Source organism: Stutzerimonas chloritidismutans (genome assembly GCF_051486945.1).
GTDB lineage: Bacteria > Pseudomonadota > Gammaproteobacteria > Pseudomonadales > Pseudomonadaceae > Stutzerimonas > Stutzerimonas chloritidismutans_B.
Genome location: NZ_JAHVDX010000007.1, coordinates 12,921 through 29,545, shown reverse-complemented (window position 1 = coordinate 29,545; position 16,625 = coordinate 12,921). Strand labels below are relative to the sequence as shown.

Sequence of the window (16,625 nt, the reverse complement as noted above, 5' to 3'; positions counted from 1 at the left end):
GCCGGTCAGGGTGCGTAAAGATAACCGCGGCTGCGCAGCGCGACGATGCGCGGTCGGCCGTCAGGGTGGGGGCCGAGCTTGCGACGCAAGTTGCTGACATGCATGTCCAGGCTGCGGTCGTACAAGGTTAGCTTGCGGCCCAGTGCGAGCTGGGCGAGCGCTTGCTTCTCGAGTGGTTCGCCAGGCTGGCCGAGCAAGGCTTCGAGAATCCGCCCTTCAGAAAGGGTAAGGGTCACTTCATGGTTGTCGACAGTCGCCACGCCCCGTGCGGGGCTGTAGCAGAGATCACCGAGTTCGAGCTGGCTCGGCGTGCTGGCGGGCTGGCTGCGCCGCAGTACGGCGCGGAGCCTGGCCGTCAATTCACGGGGGTCGCAAGGCTTGGCCAGGTAGTCGTCGGCACCAAGCTCCAAGCCGAGGATACGGTCCAGCGGTTCGCCGCGTCCGGAAAGCATGATCACTGGCAGGTCAGGGTGTTCGCTGCGCAGTTGCTTGAGCAACTCGAGACCGCTGCCGTCGGGCAGCATGACGTCCAGCACGACCGCTGACGGTTGATGTTCGGCGAGCGCCGCACGGGCGCTGTGGCCGTCGTGGCAGGCATGGGCGACGAAACCTTCCTGGGCGAGCCAGCTGACCAGCAGCTCGCAGAGTTCCTGGTCATCGTCAATCAGCAGGAGATCGCTCATGGGTTCGCTCCTGCTCGCTTCAGTTCAGCCACTGGCGGCGCCGACGCCCCCGGGTCGTCAGTACACCCAGCAAGAAGCCGAGTACGCCGACGCCGCCACCGACCGCGAACCATTGCTGGTCCTCGCCGAGCCACAGCGGTTCAGGCTTGGCCTGCTCCTGCTGAAGTTGCAGGCGCAGGCGCTGGTTCTCCTCGCGGAGCTGGGCCAGTTGCACGCGCTCCGCCGCGGTGGCCCGGTCCTCTTCGATTCGCGCGTTGAGCGCTTGCCGCTGCTCCTGGTTGTCCTGCAGGCGCTGCTGCAGCGCCGCTTCCTGCCCAGTGGTCGCCGCATCGGGCGGTAACTCCTCGGCATGCAGGACAGATGCGGCCAGCGTCGTGGCAAACAGTAGAATCAGCGAACCTTTGCGCATCGGAACTCCTTTTTCCTCAATGGCCGCGCATGCAGCGACCCGGTTACTGCTAACGGGTAGCGGTCAGGGATAAACACGCTTGAACGGCTTGACGACGACATCGCCGTATACGCCTGCGGCCTTGTAGGGGTCCGCGTCGGCCCAGGCTTGGGCGGCTTCGAGCGATTCAAACTCGGCGACGACCAGGCTGCCAGTAAAGCCGGCAGTACCAGGATCGTTACTGTCTACAGCAGGATGCGGGCCGGCCAATACCAGGCGACCTTCTTCCAGCAGCTGTTCGAGGCGTGCCAAGTGGGCGGGACGGGCAGCCAGGCGATCCTGCAAGGAGTTGGCAACGTCGGTGGCGATGATGGCATAGAGCATGGGCTAGTCCTTCGATTGTTCGGGTTGCATGTGACGAACCAGGAATACCGCCTGGCCGGCCATGAACAGTAGCGTCAGGCCGAGGCTCCCGAAGACCTTGAAGTCGACCCAGAACGCCGGATAGGCAAAGGCGACGAACAGGTTGGCAGAGCCACAGACCAGGAAGAACAGGATCCAGGCCACGTTCAGCCGGACCCATAGGTGAGCGGGCAATTCGACCGCGTGGCCCATCATGCGCTGGATCAGCGGACGGTCGCCGACGAAACGGCTGGCCAGGAAGGCAAGGGCAAACAGCCAGTTCAATACTGGCGCCTTCCATTTGAGGATGGTTTCGCTGTGCAGGGCCAGCGTCAGTCCGCCGAAGAACAGGCAGGCCCCGAGCGTCAACCACTGGGATTTCTCAAGGCGACGTTGCTGCAGGAACAGCGCGGCGTATACGACCAAAGAGCTGATGATCAATATGGCCGTCGCGCTGTAGATGCCGCCGAACATGAGGCTGATGTCGCCCAGTTCGACTGCCCTTGGCTCGAGCTTGTACACGATGAAGAACAGCAGCAGCGGGACGAAATCGATGATTTGCTTCACGAAGGGAGCCACGGGCGGTGTGTGGCCGGCATAATAACAAACCGCGCTTGCGGCGAAACTGTCACGCCGCCCATTTCCGGACCTGCTCCGAGCTTGGCGGACACGGAAAAGGGGCACGAGCGTGGACCATGGCTGTCACACCTGTGTGCTGCCAAGCCTCTGGAGAATAGGCCTGAATGAATGTCGATCTGCATTGCCATAGCACGGCATCCGATGGCGTATTGGCGCCGGCGGTGCTGGTGGAGCGTGCGCATGCGCGTGGCGTCGAACTGCTGGCTCTGACCGACCACGACACCCTCGAGGGTCTGGATGAGGCTCGCGCGACCGCGGATTCGCTGGGCGTTAGGCTGGTCAACGGCATCGAGCTCTCCTGCCTGTGGAACGGGGCGACTATTCATGTGCTGGGGTACGCCTTCGCTCGCAATGCCGCGCCCCTGGCGAGCGCTATCGCTGACTTGCATGACGGTCGCTGGCAGCGTGCCGAGACTATCGCCCAGCGCCTGGCGGCCAAGGGCATGCCGGGAGCGCTTGAAGGCGCGCGGGCCGTTCAGCAGGCACTAGGTGACAGCGGCAACGCGCCGGCGCGGCCACATTTTGCGGAGTTCCTGGTGCAGGCCGGCCATGTTCGTGATCGTGCGGAAGCCTTCCGCAAATGGTTGGGGGCCGGCAAGCTCGGCGATGTCAAACAGCACTGGCCGACCTTGGAGCGCACCGTTACCACGCTCGCCGAGTCGGGCGCCTGGATCAGCCTGGCCCACCCTTGGATGTACGATTTCACCCGCAGTAAGCGCCGGCGCCTGGTAGCTGAATTTGCCCAGGCGGGTGGGCACGCGCTTGAGGTGGTCAATGGCATGCAGCCGCTGGAGCAAGTCGGCGGGTTGTCGATTCTCGCCCGAGAGTTCGGGCTGATGGCGAGCGGGGGCAGCGATTTCCACGCACCTGCCGATTGGTCGGAGCTGGGCCTGTATCGCACCCTGCCGGAAGACCTGTCGCCGCTTTGGATGCGCTTCGATGAAAGGCCTGCAGCTGTCGTCAAACAGGAGGGAGCATGAGCCAGTTCTTTCAGATTCATCCGGAAAACCCGCAGGCTCGGCTGATCAAGCAAGCCGTGGAGATCATTCGCAACGGTGGAGTAGTGGTCTATCCGACCGACTCCTGCTATGCCATCGGATGCGCGATGGGCAACAAGGCAGGCATCGAACGCATTCGACGCCTGCGTAACCTCGACGACAAGCACAACTTCACCTTGGTCTGTCGGGACCTGTCGCAGCTGGGACTATTCGCCAAGGTCGATACCGCTGCGTTCCGGCTCCTGAAAACCCACCTGCCAGGGCCCTATACGCTGATTCTCGCGGCGACGCGTGAAGTGCCCCGGATGTTATTGCATCCGAAGCGGCGCACCATCGGTCTGCGCGTGCCTGCTCAGCCGATCGCACAGGCGCTGCTTGCCGAATTGAATGAGCCGCTGATGAGCGTGAGCCTGATCCTGCCCGGTAATACCGAGCCGATGAGCGATCCCTATGAAATTCGTGATGCGCTGGAGCGGCAGGTAGACCTGATCATCGACGGCGGGTACGGTGGCGTCGAAGCGTCCACCGTCATCAGCCTGGTCGACGGTGATCCGGAGGTCGTGCGTGTCGGTTGCGGTGATCCCGCGCCATTCTCGGCCTGACGCCCGGCTTTTTCATCCTACGAAGGAAACCCTTTTGAGCTCCATGGATTCACAGCGACGGGTGGTGTCTGGCATGCGTCCCAGCGGGCGCCTGCATCTCGGGCATTACCATGGCGTCCTGAAGAACTGGGTCAGGCTGCAGCATGAATATCAGTGCTTTTTCTGCATCGTCGACTGGCATGCGCTGACGACCGATCATGCTGGCGGGGCTGAGATGGCCCGCAACGTCCACGAAATGGCGATCGACTGGTTGGCAGCGGGTGTCAGCCCCAGTTCGGCCACCTTGTTCATCCAGTCGCAAGTGCCCGAGCACGCCGAGCTGCACCTGTTGTTGTCTACGATCTGCCCGCTGGCCTGGCTGGAGCGCGTACCCTCGTACAAGGAGCTGCAGCTCGACGGCGAGCACAAGGACTTGTCGACCTATGGATTCCTCGGTTACCCATTGCTTCAGGCGGCCGACATCCTGGCTTACCGGGCCGGCGTGGTGCCGGTCGGCGCCGACCAGCTACCGCATATCGAATTCGCGCGTGACGTAGCCCGGCGCTTCAATCACCTCTATGGCAGTGAAGAAGATTTCGAAGCGAAGGCCGAGGCCGCTATACGCAAGCTCGGCAAGAAAGGCTCGAAGCTGTATGCCAGCCTGCGCAGAAGCTACCAGGAGCAAGGCGACCTCGAGGCGCTGAATACCGCCCGAGCACTTCTCAAGGATCAGCAAACCATCACCTTGGGCGACCAGGAACGGCTGTATGGCTACCTTGAAGGTGGCGGTAAGCTCTTGTTGCCGGAGCCGCAGGCACTGCTCGGCGATACGCCGAAGGTCTCGGGCCTCGATGGCGGCAAAATGTCGAAATCCGCGAGCAATTCGATCTTCCTGCGTGACACGCCGGCCGAGATCGAGGAAAAGATTCGCCGGATGCCCACCGATCCCGCGCGCGTGCACCGTCATGACCCTGGCGAGCCGACGCGCTGCCCGGTGTGGCAGATGCATCAAAACCATTCCGACGACGACGTCTGCCGATGGAGCGAAGAAGGCTGCCGCAGCGCAGGCATTGGTTGCCTGGAATGCAAGGCGCCCTTGATCGAGGCCATTCAGCTCGAGCTGGCGCCGCTGCAAGAGCGTGCGCTGGACTACGAGCAAAGCCCGGACTTGGTCCGCAGTATCCTGGCCGAAGGCGCCGAGCAGGCTCGCGATGAAGTACGCGAGACGCTGGTCGTGGTACGCCAAGCCATGGGCATTCACTACCGATAGATCCACCTCCGTCCGCTTCTGGAGCACCCATGCAGGAATCTCAGGAACCGCAGAGTCCCGTTGCAGGCGAGCAATTGCGGTTGGCGCTGGTTTACGGCGAAGCATTCAATGAGCTGCCTCAGGATCTGTACATCCCACCGGATGCGCTCGAAGTGTTCCTCGAAGCCTTCGAGGGCCCGCTGGACCTGCTGCTGTACCTGATTCGCAAGCAGAACATCGACATCCTCGACATCCCGGTAGCCGAGATCACGCGCCAGTACATGGGCTATGTCGAGCTGATGAAAGCCGTGCGGCTCGAACTGGCCGCGGAGTACCTCGTCATGGCGGCCATGCTTGCTGAGATCAAGTCACGCATGCTGCTGCCGCGGTCGGCCGAGGCCGAGGAAGAAGAGAGTGATCCACGTGCCGAGCTGATTCGAAGATTGCAGGAATACGAGCGCTTCAAGCTCGCCTCCGAAAAACTCGACCAATTGCCCCGCGTGGGTCGCGAGCTGCACGTGCCGAGGCTCGAAGCGCCCGAAGCGCGAGCGCGCAAGCTGTTGCCGGATGTTCGGCTGGACGAATTGCTGATCTCGATGGCCGAGGTGCTACGCCGTGCCGACATGTTCGAAAGTCACCAGGTCACGCGCGAGACCCTGTCGACCCGGGAGCGAATGAGTGACGTGCTGGAGCGTCTGAAAGGCGGCGCGTTCGTACCCTTCGTCGCGCTGTTCACGGTCGAGGAGGGCCGGCTCGGCGTGGTGGTAACCTTCATGGCCGTGCTGGAGCTGATCAAGGAATCGCTGGTCGAGCTGGTGCAGAACGAGCCGTTTGCCCCCATTCACGTACGCGCCCGGTCTGAGGAAGCAGCAACGCTGACGACCGCCCTAGAGGAGGCAAGCCTGTGAACCTGTCCGATCCCAAGGATCTCGCTTCCCTGCTGGAAGGGCTGTTGCTGGCGTCCGGCAAACCGATGTCGATCGAGCGGCTCGCGGAGCTTTTCGACGAGGCCGAGCGGCCATCACCAGCGCTGTTGCGCAAGGCGCTGGAAGCGCTCGAAAAGTCGTGCAAAGGCCGCGCCTTCGAGCTCAAGGAGGTTGCCAGTGGCTATCGCCTGCAGGTTCGTGCGCAGTATGCGCCCTGGGTCGGCCGGCTCTGGGAGGAACGGCCGCAGCGCTATTCGCGTGCGTTGCTCGAGACGCTAGCGCTCATCGCCTACCGACAGCCCATCACGCGTGGGCAAATCGAGGAATTTCGTGGGGTTGCGGTCAACAGCCAGATCGTCAAGACGCTGCTCGAGCGTGAATGGGTGAGGGTCGTTGGTCATCGCGACGTGCCGGGCCGGCCCGCCATGTTCGCTACGACCAAACAGTTTCTCGACTATTTCAACCTCAGCAACCTCGATGAGTTGCCGCCGCTGGCCGTGTTGCGCGAGATGGAACCCGAACCGGTGATCGACCCCGAAGACGCTCCCGTGCCTGCGGCATTGCAGGCTCGCGCTGATATCGGGTCAGACGAGGCGCTCGGCGAGAGCGCGCCGGCAGAACAGACCAGTTTCCGCAGCTTGCTGGCCGAGCTCGACAGCATGGAGGTCGGCCTCAAGACCGATTTCGACGATCTGCGCGACGAGGCTGACGAGCAGCTGCTGCCGGACTCACCGCCCCGGGACTGACCGCTGCGGGCTTCCGCCGCCGGTTGCGGTCAGCTGCGCGTTGTCGGTTTGCGTGCAGACAGGTAGTTGTCGTAGTCCGGAACCAGCAGCGAATGCGCCTGCTCGAGTAACGGGCTGGAGAGCAGGTAGTCCGCGCTGCTTTCGTTGGCCGCTAGCGGAATGTTCCACACCGCCGCGACCCGAAGCAGCGCCTTCACGTCCGGGTCATGGGGCTGGGGCTCGAACGGATCCCAGAAGAACACAAGCATGTCGATTCGCCGCTCGGCGATGCGTGCGCCAATCTGCTGGTCGCCTCCGAGTGGCCCGCTGATCATGCACTCCACCGGCAATTGCAAGTGCTGCTCCAGCAGTAGACCGGTGGTGCCGGTGGCGATCAGCTCGTGACGCGCCAGCCGTTCCTTTTGCCGCTGCGCCCACTCCAGCAAACGTGCCTTGCAGTGATCGTGGGCGACGAGCGCGATCCGCTTGCGGGCGGGCAACGTTGCGGTGATGAAATCGATACGGTTCATGCGCTTCCTTGTCGTCTACCTGATGAGATCAGGGCGCCTCGTGCAGGGCACGGCAGGTGTCGAGCATCCGGTTGGAGAAGCCCCACTCATTGTCGTACCACGCCATGACCTTCAGCAGGCGCCCGCTCACCTTCGTATGGTTGGTGTCGAATATGGACGACATCGGGTTGTGGTTGAAGTCGCAGGACACGAGCGGCAGCGAATTGCAGTCCAGAATTGGCGAACGCGCACTCGCGTCGCGCATCAGCGCGTTGACTTCGTCCGCGGTGGTTTCGCGGCTCAACTCCAGGGTCAGGTCGACAAGCGACACGTTGATGACCGGGACTCGCACTGCCATACCGGTCAGCTTGCCGGCCAATTCCGGCAGCACCAGGCCAACGGCTTCGGCTGCGCCGGTCTTGGTCGGAATCATTGACTGCGTGGCCGAGCGCGCACGGTACGGATCGCTGTGGTACACATCCGACAGGTTCTGGTCGTTGGTATAGGCATGAATGGTGGTCATCAGGCCGTGTTCGATGCCGTATGCTCGGGATAGCACTTGCGCGACGGGGGCTAGGCAGTTGGTCGTGCAGGATGCGTTGGAAATGATCTGATGCGATTGGCGCAGCGTGTCGTGGTTGACGCCGTAGACGATAGTCGCGTCCGCGCCAGACGCCGGCGCTGAGATGATGACTTTGGCGGCGCCGGCCTGAAGGTGCGCGGCGGCTTTGTCTCTCGAGGTGAACAGGCCTGTGCACTCGAACACCACGTCGACGTCCAGCGCGCGCCAGGGGAGTTCGGCCGGGTTGCGGATCGCCGACACCGAGATGGCGTCGCCGTTGACGATCAGTTTGTCGTCGGCGACTTCCACCGAGGCATCGAAATGGCCGTGGACGGTGTCGTACTGCAACAGGTGCGCGTTCATAGCGCTGCTGCCCAGGTCGTTGATGGCGACGACCTGCATGTGTTCGCGATAGTCCTGGGTGTACAGGGCACGAAGGACGTTGCGTCCGATACGGCCGAAACCGTTGATGGCGATGCGAATGGTCATAAGAAGGTCCTGGGCGGAATTTGTTATGGGAATTACAAGATTATTCCTGTCAAAATAGAAATCAAGCCCATTGGTGCTATGTTTTGTTTGTAAAACTACAGATTAAGTAGCAGGAGTGATTGGCATGCATCCGCGGATTCAGGAAGTCACCGAACGTTTGATCGAGCGCAGCCGGCCCACGCGCGAACGCTATCTGGCGCAGATGGCCGCCGCGGCGAGCCAGGGCCCGCAGCGCGGCAAGCTGCAGTGTGCGAACTTTGCCCACGGGGTCGCCGGATGTGGATCGCAGGAGGACAAGCAACGCCTGCGTCTGATGAACGAAGCCAACGTCGCGATCGTGTCGGCCTACAACGATATGCTGTCGGCGCACCAGCCGTACCAGTACTTTCCCGATGTGATCAAGGAAGCCCTGCGCGAAATGGGGTCGATCGGCCAATTTGCCGGTGGCGTGCCGGCGATGTGCGACGGCGTGACCCAGGGCGAGGCCGGTATGGAACTGAGCTTGGCCAGCCGCGAAGTCATCGCCATGGCTACCGCGGTCGCGCTGTCGCACAACATGTTCGATGCGGCGCTCTATCTCGGCATCTGCGACAAGATCGTTCCCGGGTTGATGATCGGTGCGTTGCGTTTCGGGCACCTGCCGACCGTCTTCGTCCCCGGTGGCCCGATGCCCTCAGGTATTCCGAACAAGCAGAAGGCCGAGGTTCGCCAGCGCTACGCCGAAGGCAAGGCGAGCCGAGAAGAGCTGCTCGAATCGGAGATGCTCTCCTACCACAGTCCCGGCACCTGCACCTTCTACGGCACGGCCAATACCAATCAGGTGGTAATGGAGATTATGGGGCTGCACCTGCCGGGGTCGTCCTTCGTCAATCCGTACACGCCGCTGCGCGACGAGCTGACCCGCGAAGCCGCTCGGCAGGTGACGCGACTGACGGCGCAGTCGGGCAGCTACGTACCGATGTGCAAGGTCGTCGATGAGAAGTCCATCATCAATTCGGTCGTCGCGCTGAACGCCACCGGCGGTTCGACCAACCACACGCTGCACATCCCGGCTTTCGCCCAGGCCGCTGGTATCCAACTGACCTGGCAGGACATGGCGGATATCTCCGCCGTGACCCCGACGCTGGCGAAGGTTTACCCCAACGGCCAGGCCGACGTGAATCATTTCCATGCCTGCGGTGGTGTGCCCTTCATGGTTCGTACGCTGCTTGACGCCGGCTTGCTGCACGAAGATGTGTATACCGTCATGGGGCAGGGCCTTCGGCAGTACACCCGTGAGCCATTCCTGGCGGACGGCAAGCTCGTCTGGCGCGAAGGCCCGGAAAACAGCCTGGACGAGGCTATCCTGCGGCCGGCCGAGCGGGCGTTCTCGCCCGAAGGCGGGTTGCGAGTCCTGGAAGGTAACCTCGGCCGCGGCGTGACCAAGATTTCGGCTGTGGCGCCCGAGCATCGTGTGGTCGAAGCGCCGGCACGGGTGTTTGGTGATCAGGCCGAGCTAGCCCAGGCATTCAAGAACGGCGAGCTGGAGCGCGACTTCGTCGCCGTGGTGCGCTTTCAGGGGCCCAAGGCGAACGGCATGCCGGAGCTGCACAAGCTGACGCCATTTCTCGGTGTGCTGCAGGATCGCGGCTACAAGGTCGCGCTAGTGACGGACGGGCGCATGTCTGGCGCGTCAGGCAAGGTGCCCGCGGCTATTCATGTCAGCCCGGAGGCGCTCGATGGCGGGCCGCTGTGCCAGGTGCGGGACGGCGATGTGATCCGCGTCGATGGTGAAACCGGTGAGCTGTGTGTGCTGGTCGACCAGGCCGAGTTCGAGGCGCGCGAGCGGATTATGGCGCCGGAAGGGCTGGGAATCGGTTGCGGGCGCGAGCTGTTCGGCTTCCTGCGTGCGGCCTTCAGCCCAGCCGAGCAGGGAGCGAGCGTATTTACCGAGGGACTGGAGGCACTCAAGTGAAGGCGGCCCTGGTTGGAGACATTGGCGGAACGAATGCGCGCTTCGCTGTTTGGCGTGACCAGCAGATCCATTCGGTAAGGGTGCTGCCAACCCGGGAATTCCCCCGACCGGAAGATGCGATCAGGGCCTATCTCAATGAGGTCGGCCTGCAGTTGGAGGCGCTCGAGGCGGTCTGCCTTGCGTGTGCGGGGCCGGTGTCTGGCGACGAGTTCGCCTTCACCAATAACCACTGGCGGCTGAGCCGACAGGCATTCTGCAAAGACCTGGGGTTGAGCGAGCTCCTGTTGATCAACGATTTCACGGCGATGGCGTTGGGCATGACCCGGTTGCGTGACGGTGAGCTGATCGAGATCTGCCCAGGGCAATCGGCACCCGGTCGTGCTCGGTTGGTGATCGGCCCAGGTACCGGTCTGGGTGTGGCCACGCTGTTGCCGTTGCCCGACGGCCGCTGGCAAGCCTTGCCCGGAGAGGGCGGGCACGTCTGCTTGCCAATCGGCAGTCGCCGGGAGGCTGCGTTGTGGGAACGGTTGCACGCAAAGCTTGGCCACGTGAATGCCGAAGCGGTGCTCAGCGGCGGCGGCTTGCTGGAGCTCTACTGGACTAGCTGCAGTCTGGATGGCGTGGCCGCGACCTTGACGACGCCGGCGGAGGTTACGGCCGCGGCGCTCGATGGCGATGCGTACGCTTCATCAGTGCTGGAACAATTCTGCGTATGGTTAGGTCGGATTGCCGGCGACAATGTCCTGACGACCGGAGCGCAGGGTGGCGTCTATATCGCAGGCGGTATCGTGCCGCGCTTCGTAGAATTCTTCGCCCGCAGCGGCTTTGCTCAGAGCTTTCGCGACAAGGGCTATATGAGTCGCTATTTTGACAAGGTTCCGGTTTGGGTCGTGACGGCGGAATACCCTGGGCTGGAAGGTGCAGGTGTCGCGCTTCAGTCCTTGCTGGAGGGCGCGCCCTGCGGGTCTTGACCCGCCTCGAACGACATAACAAGAGAAGGGATGCCGGTGACACAGACGGGAAGATCGATTCTGCTGGTCGATGACGATCAGGAAATCCGCGAACTGCTGGAGGCCTACCTGAGCCGCTCGGGATTCAGCGTGCGTTCCGTGGCTGACGGGGCGCAGTTTCGCGATGCTATGAGCAGCAACCCGGCCGACCTGGTCATTCTCGACGTGATGCTCCCCGACGAAGACGGCTTCAGCCTCTGTCGTTGGGTGCGTGGGCATCAGCGCCTTGCGCAGATGCCGATCATCATGCTGACCGCCAGCTCCGACGAAACCGATCGGGTGATCGGGCTCGAACTCGGTGCGGACGACTACCTGGGCAAACCCTTCAGCCCGCGGGAGTTGTTGGCGCGTATCAAGGCGCTGCTGCGTCGGGTGAGCTTCGCCCACGAGCGAGGCGGTAGCGACGTGCTGGCGTTCGATGAATGGCGCCTGGACATGATCAGCCATCGGTTGTTTCACCAGGACGGCGAAGAAGTGCTCCTGTCCGGCGCGGATTTCGCCTTGCTCAAGCTTTTTCTCGATCACCCGCAGCAAATCCTCGACCGTGACACCATCGCCAATGCGACCCGCGGTCGCGAGGTGATGCCGCTCGAGCGCATCGTCGACATGGCGGTGAGCCGCCTGCGACAGCGCCTGCGTGACACGGGCAAATGCCCGCGATTGATCCGCACCGTTCGGGGCAGCGGTTATCTGCTCGCCGCGCAGGTGATGCCTCATCATGATTCGCTCGGATAAGCGCCGCTGGCCGCTGGTTCCGCGTTCGCTGCTCGGGCGAATGTTGCTGCTGACCCTGCTCGCTGTGCTGCTGGCGCAGGCCTTGTCGAGCTTTATCTGGGTGTCGCAATTACGCGCAAGCCAGATGGAAGGGCTGCTGACCAGTGCGCGCAGCGTTGCGCAATCGATGTCCGCCAGCGTCAGCTATTTCCGTTCCTTACCGCTGGGCTACCGCCCGTTGGTGCTTGATCAGCTGCGCAGCATGGGGGGGACACGGTTCTTCGTTTCGCTCAATGACAAGCCACTGGATATGCAGGTGCTGCCGCCAACCGAGCGCAAGCGTGCGGTGCTCGCCGAGGTCGATGAGGTACTGCGCGAGCGGCTGGGGCGGGACGTGGATATGTCGGTCAGCTTCGTCAGCCCCGATGACCTGCGAATCTTCAACGGCGGGCTGAAACTCGACGAGCTGCCTCGCTCCTGGGCGCACTACGCGCTGAGCCTGGAGCCGTTGAACCCGCCGGTACTGGTGACGCAGATCCAGATCGCCCCTAACGAATGGCTTTATCTCGCCTCGCTGATGCCGGCGCCCTACGCGAGCCTGGAGGAGGACGTCATTCCGGTTCAGCAGCTGTGGTTCATCGCGTTCACCAGCAGCTTTTTGCTCCTGTTCATCGGCGTTCTGGTGCATTGGCAGAGTCGGCCTCTCAAGCGTCTGGCACGTGCGGCGCGGGAGATGTCGCTGGGTAGCGAGATCGAACTACTACCCGAAGCCGGCGGAAGCGAGGTGGTCGAGGTCAGTCGGGCGTTCAACAGCATGCGCGAGCGCATTGGGCGTTACCTCAGCGAGCGCAGCCAGTTGTTCAGTGCGATTTCCCATGACTTGCGCACCCCGATCACACGCCTGCGGCTGCGCGTCGAACTGCTCGAGGACGAGGCGCTGCAGCGCAAATTCAGCCGCGACCTGGACGAGCTCGAACTGCTGGTCAAGGGTGCGCTTCAATGCGTCAAGGACACCGACATCCACGAGAACATCGAGCCGCTCGACCTTAACCTGTTGCTCGACTGTGTCACCGAGCCCTACTTGGCGCCAGCCGGCAACGGCCGAGTAACGGTGCAGGGTAGGGCGGCCGCGCCCTACCCTGGCAAACCGCTAGCGCTCAAGCGCTGCATCGGCAACCTGCTCGACAATGCACTCAAGTACGGGGACCGTGCCCATCTGCGCATCGAAGATGACCGGCGCACCTTCGTGCTCCATGTCGACGACGAGGGGCCCGGCGTGCCCCAGGCGTGGCTCGAGCAGGTGTTCGAGCCTAACTTTCGCTTGGCGACGAAACAGCCAGGCTATGGGCTCGGGCTAGGAATCGCGCGCAACATCGCGCATGCCCACGGCGGCGAAATCAGCTTGAGCAACCTCGATGAAGGTGGCTTGCGGGTCACGCTCAGCTTGCCGCGTGAGACGGCCTGACCACAGCTTGCTGCTCTAGCGTCGTTACAAGCCGGCGAGCTTTGTAACTGGCCTGTGACGTTTCCATATCCCTTCGTTACCCGGGGCGCCGAAAGGCTCGCCTAGAATCGATGCAGCGCAAGCCAAGCCTTGCATCGATAAAAACAAGAAAGGAAAACCCATGAACGCGATACATCGTCTAGTTACTGCTGTTTCCCTTGCTTCCCTCGTTCCACTCGCCCATGCCGGTGAAGTCGAAGTTCTGCATTGGTGGACGTCCGGCGGTGAAAAGCGCGCTGCCGATACGCTGCAGCGCCTCGTCGAAGAACAGGGCCACACCTGGAAGGATTTCGCCGTCGCGGGCGGCGGTGGCGAAGCCGCCATGACCGTTTTGAAGACCCGTGCCGTCTCCGGTAATGCGCCTGCCGCAGCACAAATCAAAGGCCCCGACATCCAGGAGTGGGGTGAGCTGGGCCTGCTGTCCGACCTCAACGAGGTCGCCGAGAAGGCTAAGTGGGATGAGCTGCTGCCTAAGCAGGTCTCCAAGGCAATGAAGTACGAGGGTGACTATGTAGCCGTGCCGGTCAACGTGCACCGCGTCAATTGGCTATGGATCAACCCTGAAGTGTTCGAGAAGGCGGGCGCGACGCCGCCGACCACACTCGACGAGTTCTATGCCGCTGCCGACAAACTCAAGGCCGCCGGCTTCATGCCGCTTGCCCACGGCGGCCAGCCCTGGCAGGACGGCACCGTATTCGAGGACGTCGCGCTCGCCGTGCTCGGCCCAGAAGACTACCGCAAGGCCTTCGTCGAGCTCGACCGGGACGTGCTGACCGGCGACAAGATGGTCGAGGCGTTTACTCAACTGAAGAAGCTGCGCAGCTACGTCGATCAGAATGCGGCAGGTCGTGACTGGAACAGCGCTACGGCGATGGTAATGAACGGTAAGGCCGGTATGCAGATCATGGGCGACTGGGCCAAAAGCGAGTGGACGGCTGCAAACAAGATTGCAGGCGAGGACTACAAGTGCATCCCATTCCCTGGCACTCAGGGTAGCTTCACCTACAACATCGATTCGCTGGCGATGTTCAAACTCAGCAACGAGGACAACCGCCAAGCCCAGAAAGATCTGGCGCGCACTGTGCTCGAGCCTGAGTTCCAGCAGTTCTTCAATCAGAACAAGGGGTCGATCCCGGTTCGCCTCGACCAGGACATGAGTGAATTCGATAGCTGCGCCCAGCAATCGATGAAGGACTTCAAAGCGTCGGCGCAGGGCCCGGGCTTGGTGCCTAGTCTGGCTCACGGTATGGCGGCCTCCAGCTACGTGCAGGGCGCGGTGTTCGATGTCGTCACCAACTTCTTCAACGATCCGAACGGTGATCCGAAGAAAGCGGCGCAGCAGTTAGCAGCTGCGATCCAGGCAGTCCAGTAGGGCTTCCGGGGGCGCCAGGCGCCCCCTTTTCCAAATCAACGATGCATGGCATCGCAAACCCGGCGGCCAGAGTGTTCATGGCCGCGCTGGGTAGCGCTTGCCGATCGATCCGTACCGAGACGAGCCATGCGTACTGAATTCTCCCGGAGCCATTCATGAGCTCAACCGCTGTCATCACCAAGGCGTCCCGGCTGCCGAAGGCTTCCCCTCTGGACGCGCTGCAGCACTGGCTACCCAAGCTGGTCCTGGCGCCGAGCATGCTGATCGTGTTGGTCGGCTTCTACGGCTACATTTTCTGGACCTTCCTTCTCTCGTTCACCAACTCCCGCTTCATGCCCAGCTACAAATGGGTTGGGCTGCTGCAATACGAGCGCCTGTGGAACAACGACCGCTGGTGGGTGGCGAGCAAAAACCTACTCGTTTTTGGCGGGTTGTTCGTGACGGTCAGCCTGGTCATCGGCGTATTGCTTGCGGTGTTGCTGGACCAGCGTATCCGCCGTGAAGGGTTCATCCGTACCGTCTATCTCTACCCCATGGCGCTGTCGATGATTGTCACCGGCACGGCCTGGAAGTGGCTCCTGAACCCCGGCCTTGGCATCGACAAAATGCTGCGTGACTGGGGCTGGGAAGGTTTTCGTTTCGACTGGTTGGTCGATCCGGACCGAGTGGTCTATTGCCTGGTCATCGCTGCTGTATGGCAGGCATCGGGTTTTGTCATGGCCCTGTTTCTGGCCGGGCTGCGTGGCGTGGACCAGTCCATCGTCAGGGCTGCACAAATCGATGGTGCGAGCCTGCCCAGTATTTACCTGCGCATCGTTCTGCCGAGCCTGCGTCCCGTGTTCTTCAGCGCATTGATGATCTTGGCGCACATTGCGATCAAGGCGTTCGACTTGGTGGCCGCGATGACCGCAGGCGGGCCGGGCTATGCCTCGGATCTCCCGGCGATGTTCATGTACGCACACACGTTCACCCGTGGGCAGATGGGGCTGGGCGCCGCCAGCGCAATCCTGATGCTCGGCGCGGTGATGGCGATTGTGGTGCCTTACCTTTATTCGGAACTGAGGAACAAGCGCCATGACTAGTCTGGTAGGGCGCAAGCGCCTGACATTCAGCCGAGTGGCGATCTACGCGACGCTGTTGACGGCAGTCGCCCTGTATCTGGTGCCGCTGGTGGTGATGTTATTGACCAGCTTCAAGACACCCGAGGACATCCGGACCGGCAACCTGCTGTCCTGGCCGGACGTGATGACCGTAATCGGCTGGGTCAAGGCTTGGGACGCGGTTGGGGGGTATTTCTGGAACTCGGTGAAGATCACCGTGCCAGCGGTGATCATCTCGACGCTGCTTGGGGCATTGAACGGCTACGTACTGGCCATGTGGCGGTTCCGTGGCTCGCAGCTGTTCTTCGGGTTGTTGCTGTTCGGTTGTTTCTTGCCGTTCCAGGTCATCTTGCTGCCAGCGTCGTTCACCCTCGGTCAGCTCGGGCTGGCCAATACGACGCCCGGCCTGGTGCTGGTGCACCTGGTCTATGGGCTGGCCTTCACTACGCTGTTCTTTCGCAACTTCTACGTGAGTGTGCCGGATGCGCTCATCCGTGCCGCCCGTCTCGACGGAGCAGGCTTCTTCACTATCTTCGCCAAGATCCTGCTGCCCATGTCGATCCCCACGATCATGGTCTGCCTGATTTGGCAGTTCACGCAGATCTGGAACGACTTTTTGTTCGGGGTGGTTTTCGCCAGCGGCGATACGCAACCGATCACGGTGGCGCTGAACAACCTGGTCAACACCAGCACAGGCGCCAAGGAATACAACGTAGACATGGCCGCCGCGGTGATCGCTGCGCTGCCGACGCTGGTGGTGTATGTGCTTGCCGGCAAGTATTTCCTGCGCGGGCTCACTGCCGGCGCGGTCAAGGGTTAG

General features: G+C 62.3%; 18 protein-coding genes. 12 read left to right on the top strand and 6 right to left on the bottom strand.

Going from position 1 to position 16,625, the window contains the following annotated elements; all coding sequences use genetic code 11:
* Nucleotides 1–5 precede the first annotated feature (5 nt).
* From KXR72_RS20090 to KXR72_RS20075, 4 genes are all read right to left on the bottom strand, one after another.
* Nucleotides 6–683: a response regulator transcription factor gene (locus tag KXR72_RS20090; protein ID WP_437422871.1), complete on the bottom strand. Its 678-nt coding sequence runs from the start codon at nucleotides 681–683 to the stop codon at nucleotides 6–8.
* A 19-nt stretch (nucleotides 684–702) separates the two neighbouring features.
* Nucleotides 703–1,092 carry a hypothetical protein gene (locus KXR72_RS20085; RefSeq protein ID WP_437422870.1) on the bottom strand — a complete coding sequence of 130 codons (390 nt, stop codon included), beginning with the start codon at nucleotides 1,090–1,092 and terminating at the stop codon, nucleotides 703–705.
* Between the two features lie 63 nt (nucleotides 1,093–1,155).
* Nucleotides 1,156–1,455, bottom strand: coding sequence for a YciI family protein (locus KXR72_RS20080; RefSeq protein WP_437422869.1), 300 nt, complete (start codon nucleotides 1,453–1,455; stop codon nucleotides 1,156–1,158).
* Between the two features lie 3 nt (nucleotides 1,456–1,458).
* The gene (locus KXR72_RS20075; protein WP_437422868.1) at nucleotides 1,459–2,040 is read right to left on the bottom strand and encodes a septation protein A; all 582 of its coding nucleotides are present in this window, start codon (nucleotides 2,038–2,040) and stop codon (nucleotides 1,459–1,461) included.
* Between the two features lie 176 nt (nucleotides 2,041–2,216).
* Here KXR72_RS20075 and KXR72_RS20070 point away from each other — a divergent pair, with 176 nt between their 5' ends.
* The 5 genes from KXR72_RS20070 to scpB are packed head-to-tail and all read left to right on the top strand — an operon-like array spanning nucleotide 2,217 to nucleotide 6,612.
* Nucleotides 2,217–3,092 (top strand): PHP domain-containing protein, encoded by an 876-nt coding sequence (locus tag KXR72_RS20070; protein WP_437422867.1) that lies wholly within the window; start codon nucleotides 2,217–2,219, stop codon nucleotides 3,090–3,092.
* Nucleotides 3,089–3,712: an L-threonylcarbamoyladenylate synthase gene (locus KXR72_RS20065; RefSeq protein ID WP_437422866.1), complete on the top strand. Its 624-nt coding sequence runs from the start codon at nucleotides 3,089–3,091 to the stop codon at nucleotides 3,710–3,712. The genes KXR72_RS20070 and KXR72_RS20065 overlap by 4 nt, the downstream gene beginning before the upstream one ends.
* Nucleotides 3,713–3,755: 43 nt before the next feature.
* Nucleotides 3,756–4,961 (top strand): tryptophan--tRNA ligase, encoded by a 1,206-nt coding sequence (locus tag KXR72_RS20060; RefSeq protein ID WP_437422865.1) that lies wholly within the window; start codon nucleotides 3,756–3,758, stop codon nucleotides 4,959–4,961.
* Between the two features lie 29 nt (nucleotides 4,962–4,990).
* Complete coding sequence (locus KXR72_RS20055; protein WP_437422864.1) at nucleotides 4,991–5,848, top strand: segregation and condensation protein A; 858 nt, start codon at nucleotides 4,991–4,993, stop codon at nucleotides 5,846–5,848.
* Nucleotides 5,845–6,612, top strand: a complete 768-nt coding sequence (gene scpB, locus KXR72_RS20050; RefSeq protein WP_437422863.1) for an SMC-Scp complex subunit ScpB — start codon at nucleotides 5,845–5,847, stop codon at nucleotides 6,610–6,612. The genes KXR72_RS20055 and scpB overlap by 4 nt, the downstream gene beginning before the upstream one ends.
* A gap of 29 nt (nucleotides 6,613–6,641) precedes the next feature.
* Here scpB and KXR72_RS20045 read toward each other — a convergent pair whose 3' ends face one another.
* Both KXR72_RS20045 and gap read right to left on the bottom strand, forming a co-directional pair.
* Entirely contained in the window at nucleotides 6,642–7,121 is a 480-nt protein-coding gene (locus KXR72_RS20045; protein ID WP_437422862.1) for a methylglyoxal synthase, read from the bottom strand.
* 28 nt (nucleotides 7,122–7,149) lie between these two features.
* Nucleotides 7,150–8,151, bottom strand: coding sequence for a type I glyceraldehyde-3-phosphate dehydrogenase (gene gap, locus KXR72_RS20040; RefSeq protein WP_437422861.1), 1,002 nt, complete (start codon nucleotides 8,149–8,151; stop codon nucleotides 7,150–7,152).
* A gap of 124 nt (nucleotides 8,152–8,275) precedes the next feature.
* On the opposite strand from gap, the gene edd reads away from it, so the two are divergent.
* The 7 genes from edd (at nucleotide 8,276) to KXR72_RS20005 (ending at nucleotide 16,625) form a co-directional block, all read left to right on the top strand.
* On the top strand, nucleotides 8,276–10,105 hold the full coding sequence (edd, locus tag KXR72_RS20035; protein ID WP_437422860.1) for a phosphogluconate dehydratase: 1,830 nt from the start codon (nucleotides 8,276–8,278) through the stop codon (nucleotides 10,103–10,105).
* A complete protein-coding gene (locus tag KXR72_RS20030) occupies nucleotides 10,102–11,076 on the top strand; it encodes a glucokinase (protein WP_437422859.1) in 975 nt (324 codons plus the stop codon). Before edd ends, KXR72_RS20030 begins: the two co-directional genes overlap by 4 nt.
* Before the next feature lie 36 nt (nucleotides 11,077–11,112).
* Entirely contained in the window at nucleotides 11,113–11,850 is a 738-nt protein-coding gene (locus KXR72_RS20025; RefSeq protein WP_437422931.1) for a response regulator, read from the top strand.
* The gene (locus KXR72_RS20020) at nucleotides 11,834–13,294 is read left to right on the top strand and encodes an ATP-binding protein (RefSeq protein WP_437422858.1); all 1,461 of its coding nucleotides are present in this window, start codon (nucleotides 11,834–11,836) and stop codon (nucleotides 13,292–13,294) included. Before KXR72_RS20025 ends, KXR72_RS20020 begins: the two co-directional genes overlap by 17 nt.
* 160 nt (nucleotides 13,295–13,454) lie before the next feature.
* Entirely contained in the window at nucleotides 13,455–14,705 is a 1,251-nt protein-coding gene (locus tag KXR72_RS20015) for an ABC transporter substrate-binding protein (RefSeq protein ID WP_437422857.1), read from the top strand.
* Nucleotides 14,706–14,860: 155 nt separating this feature from the next.
* Entirely contained in the window at nucleotides 14,861–15,787 is a 927-nt protein-coding gene (locus KXR72_RS20010) for a carbohydrate ABC transporter permease (protein WP_437422856.1), read from the top strand.
* On the top strand, nucleotides 15,780–16,625 hold the full coding sequence (locus tag KXR72_RS20005) for a carbohydrate ABC transporter permease (protein ID WP_437422855.1): 846 nt from the start codon (nucleotides 15,780–15,782) through the stop codon (nucleotides 16,623–16,625). Before KXR72_RS20010 ends, KXR72_RS20005 begins: the two co-directional genes overlap by 8 nt.

Bases quoted from the DNA above. Each gene is read 5' to 3' on its own strand.
- KXR72_RS20090 (WP_437422871.1), bottom strand. From the start codon at position 683: ATGAGCGATCTCCTGCTGATTGACGATGACCAGGAACTCTGCGAGCTG.
- KXR72_RS20085 (WP_437422870.1), bottom strand. From the start codon at position 1,092: ATGCGCAAAGGTTCGCTGATTCTACTGTTTGCCACGACGCTGGCCGCA.
- KXR72_RS20080 (WP_437422869.1), bottom strand. From the start codon at position 1,455: ATGCTCTATGCCATCATCGCCACCGACGTTGCCAACTCCTTGCAGGAT.
- KXR72_RS20070 (WP_437422867.1), top strand. From the start codon at position 2,217: ATGAATGTCGATCTGCATTGCCATAGCACGGCATCCGATGGCGTATTG.
- KXR72_RS20065 (WP_437422866.1), top strand. From the start codon at position 3,089: ATGAGCCAGTTCTTTCAGATTCATCCGGAAAACCCGCAGGCTCGGCTG.
- KXR72_RS20060 (WP_437422865.1), top strand. From the start codon at position 3,756: ATGGATTCACAGCGACGGGTGGTGTCTGGCATGCGTCCCAGCGGGCGC.
- KXR72_RS20055 (WP_437422864.1), top strand. From the start codon at position 4,991: ATGCAGGAATCTCAGGAACCGCAGAGTCCCGTTGCAGGCGAGCAATTG.
- KXR72_RS20045 (WP_437422862.1), bottom strand. From the start codon at position 7,121: ATGAACCGTATCGATTTCATCACCGCAACGTTGCCCGCCCGCAAGCGG.
- gap (WP_437422861.1), bottom strand. From the start codon at position 8,151: ATGACCATTCGCATCGCCATCAACGGTTTCGGCCGTATCGGACGCAAC.
- edd (WP_437422860.1), top strand. From the start codon at position 8,276: ATGCATCCGCGGATTCAGGAAGTCACCGAACGTTTGATCGAGCGCAGC.
- KXR72_RS20020 (WP_437422858.1), top strand. From the start codon at position 11,834: ATGATTCGCTCGGATAAGCGCCGCTGGCCGCTGGTTCCGCGTTCGCTG.
- KXR72_RS20015 (WP_437422857.1), top strand. From the start codon at position 13,455: ATGAACGCGATACATCGTCTAGTTACTGCTGTTTCCCTTGCTTCCCTC.
- KXR72_RS20010 (WP_437422856.1), top strand. From the start codon at position 14,861: ATGAGCTCAACCGCTGTCATCACCAAGGCGTCCCGGCTGCCGAAGGCT.
- KXR72_RS20005 (WP_437422855.1), top strand. From the start codon at position 15,780: ATGACTAGTCTGGTAGGGCGCAAGCGCCTGACATTCAGCCGAGTGGCG.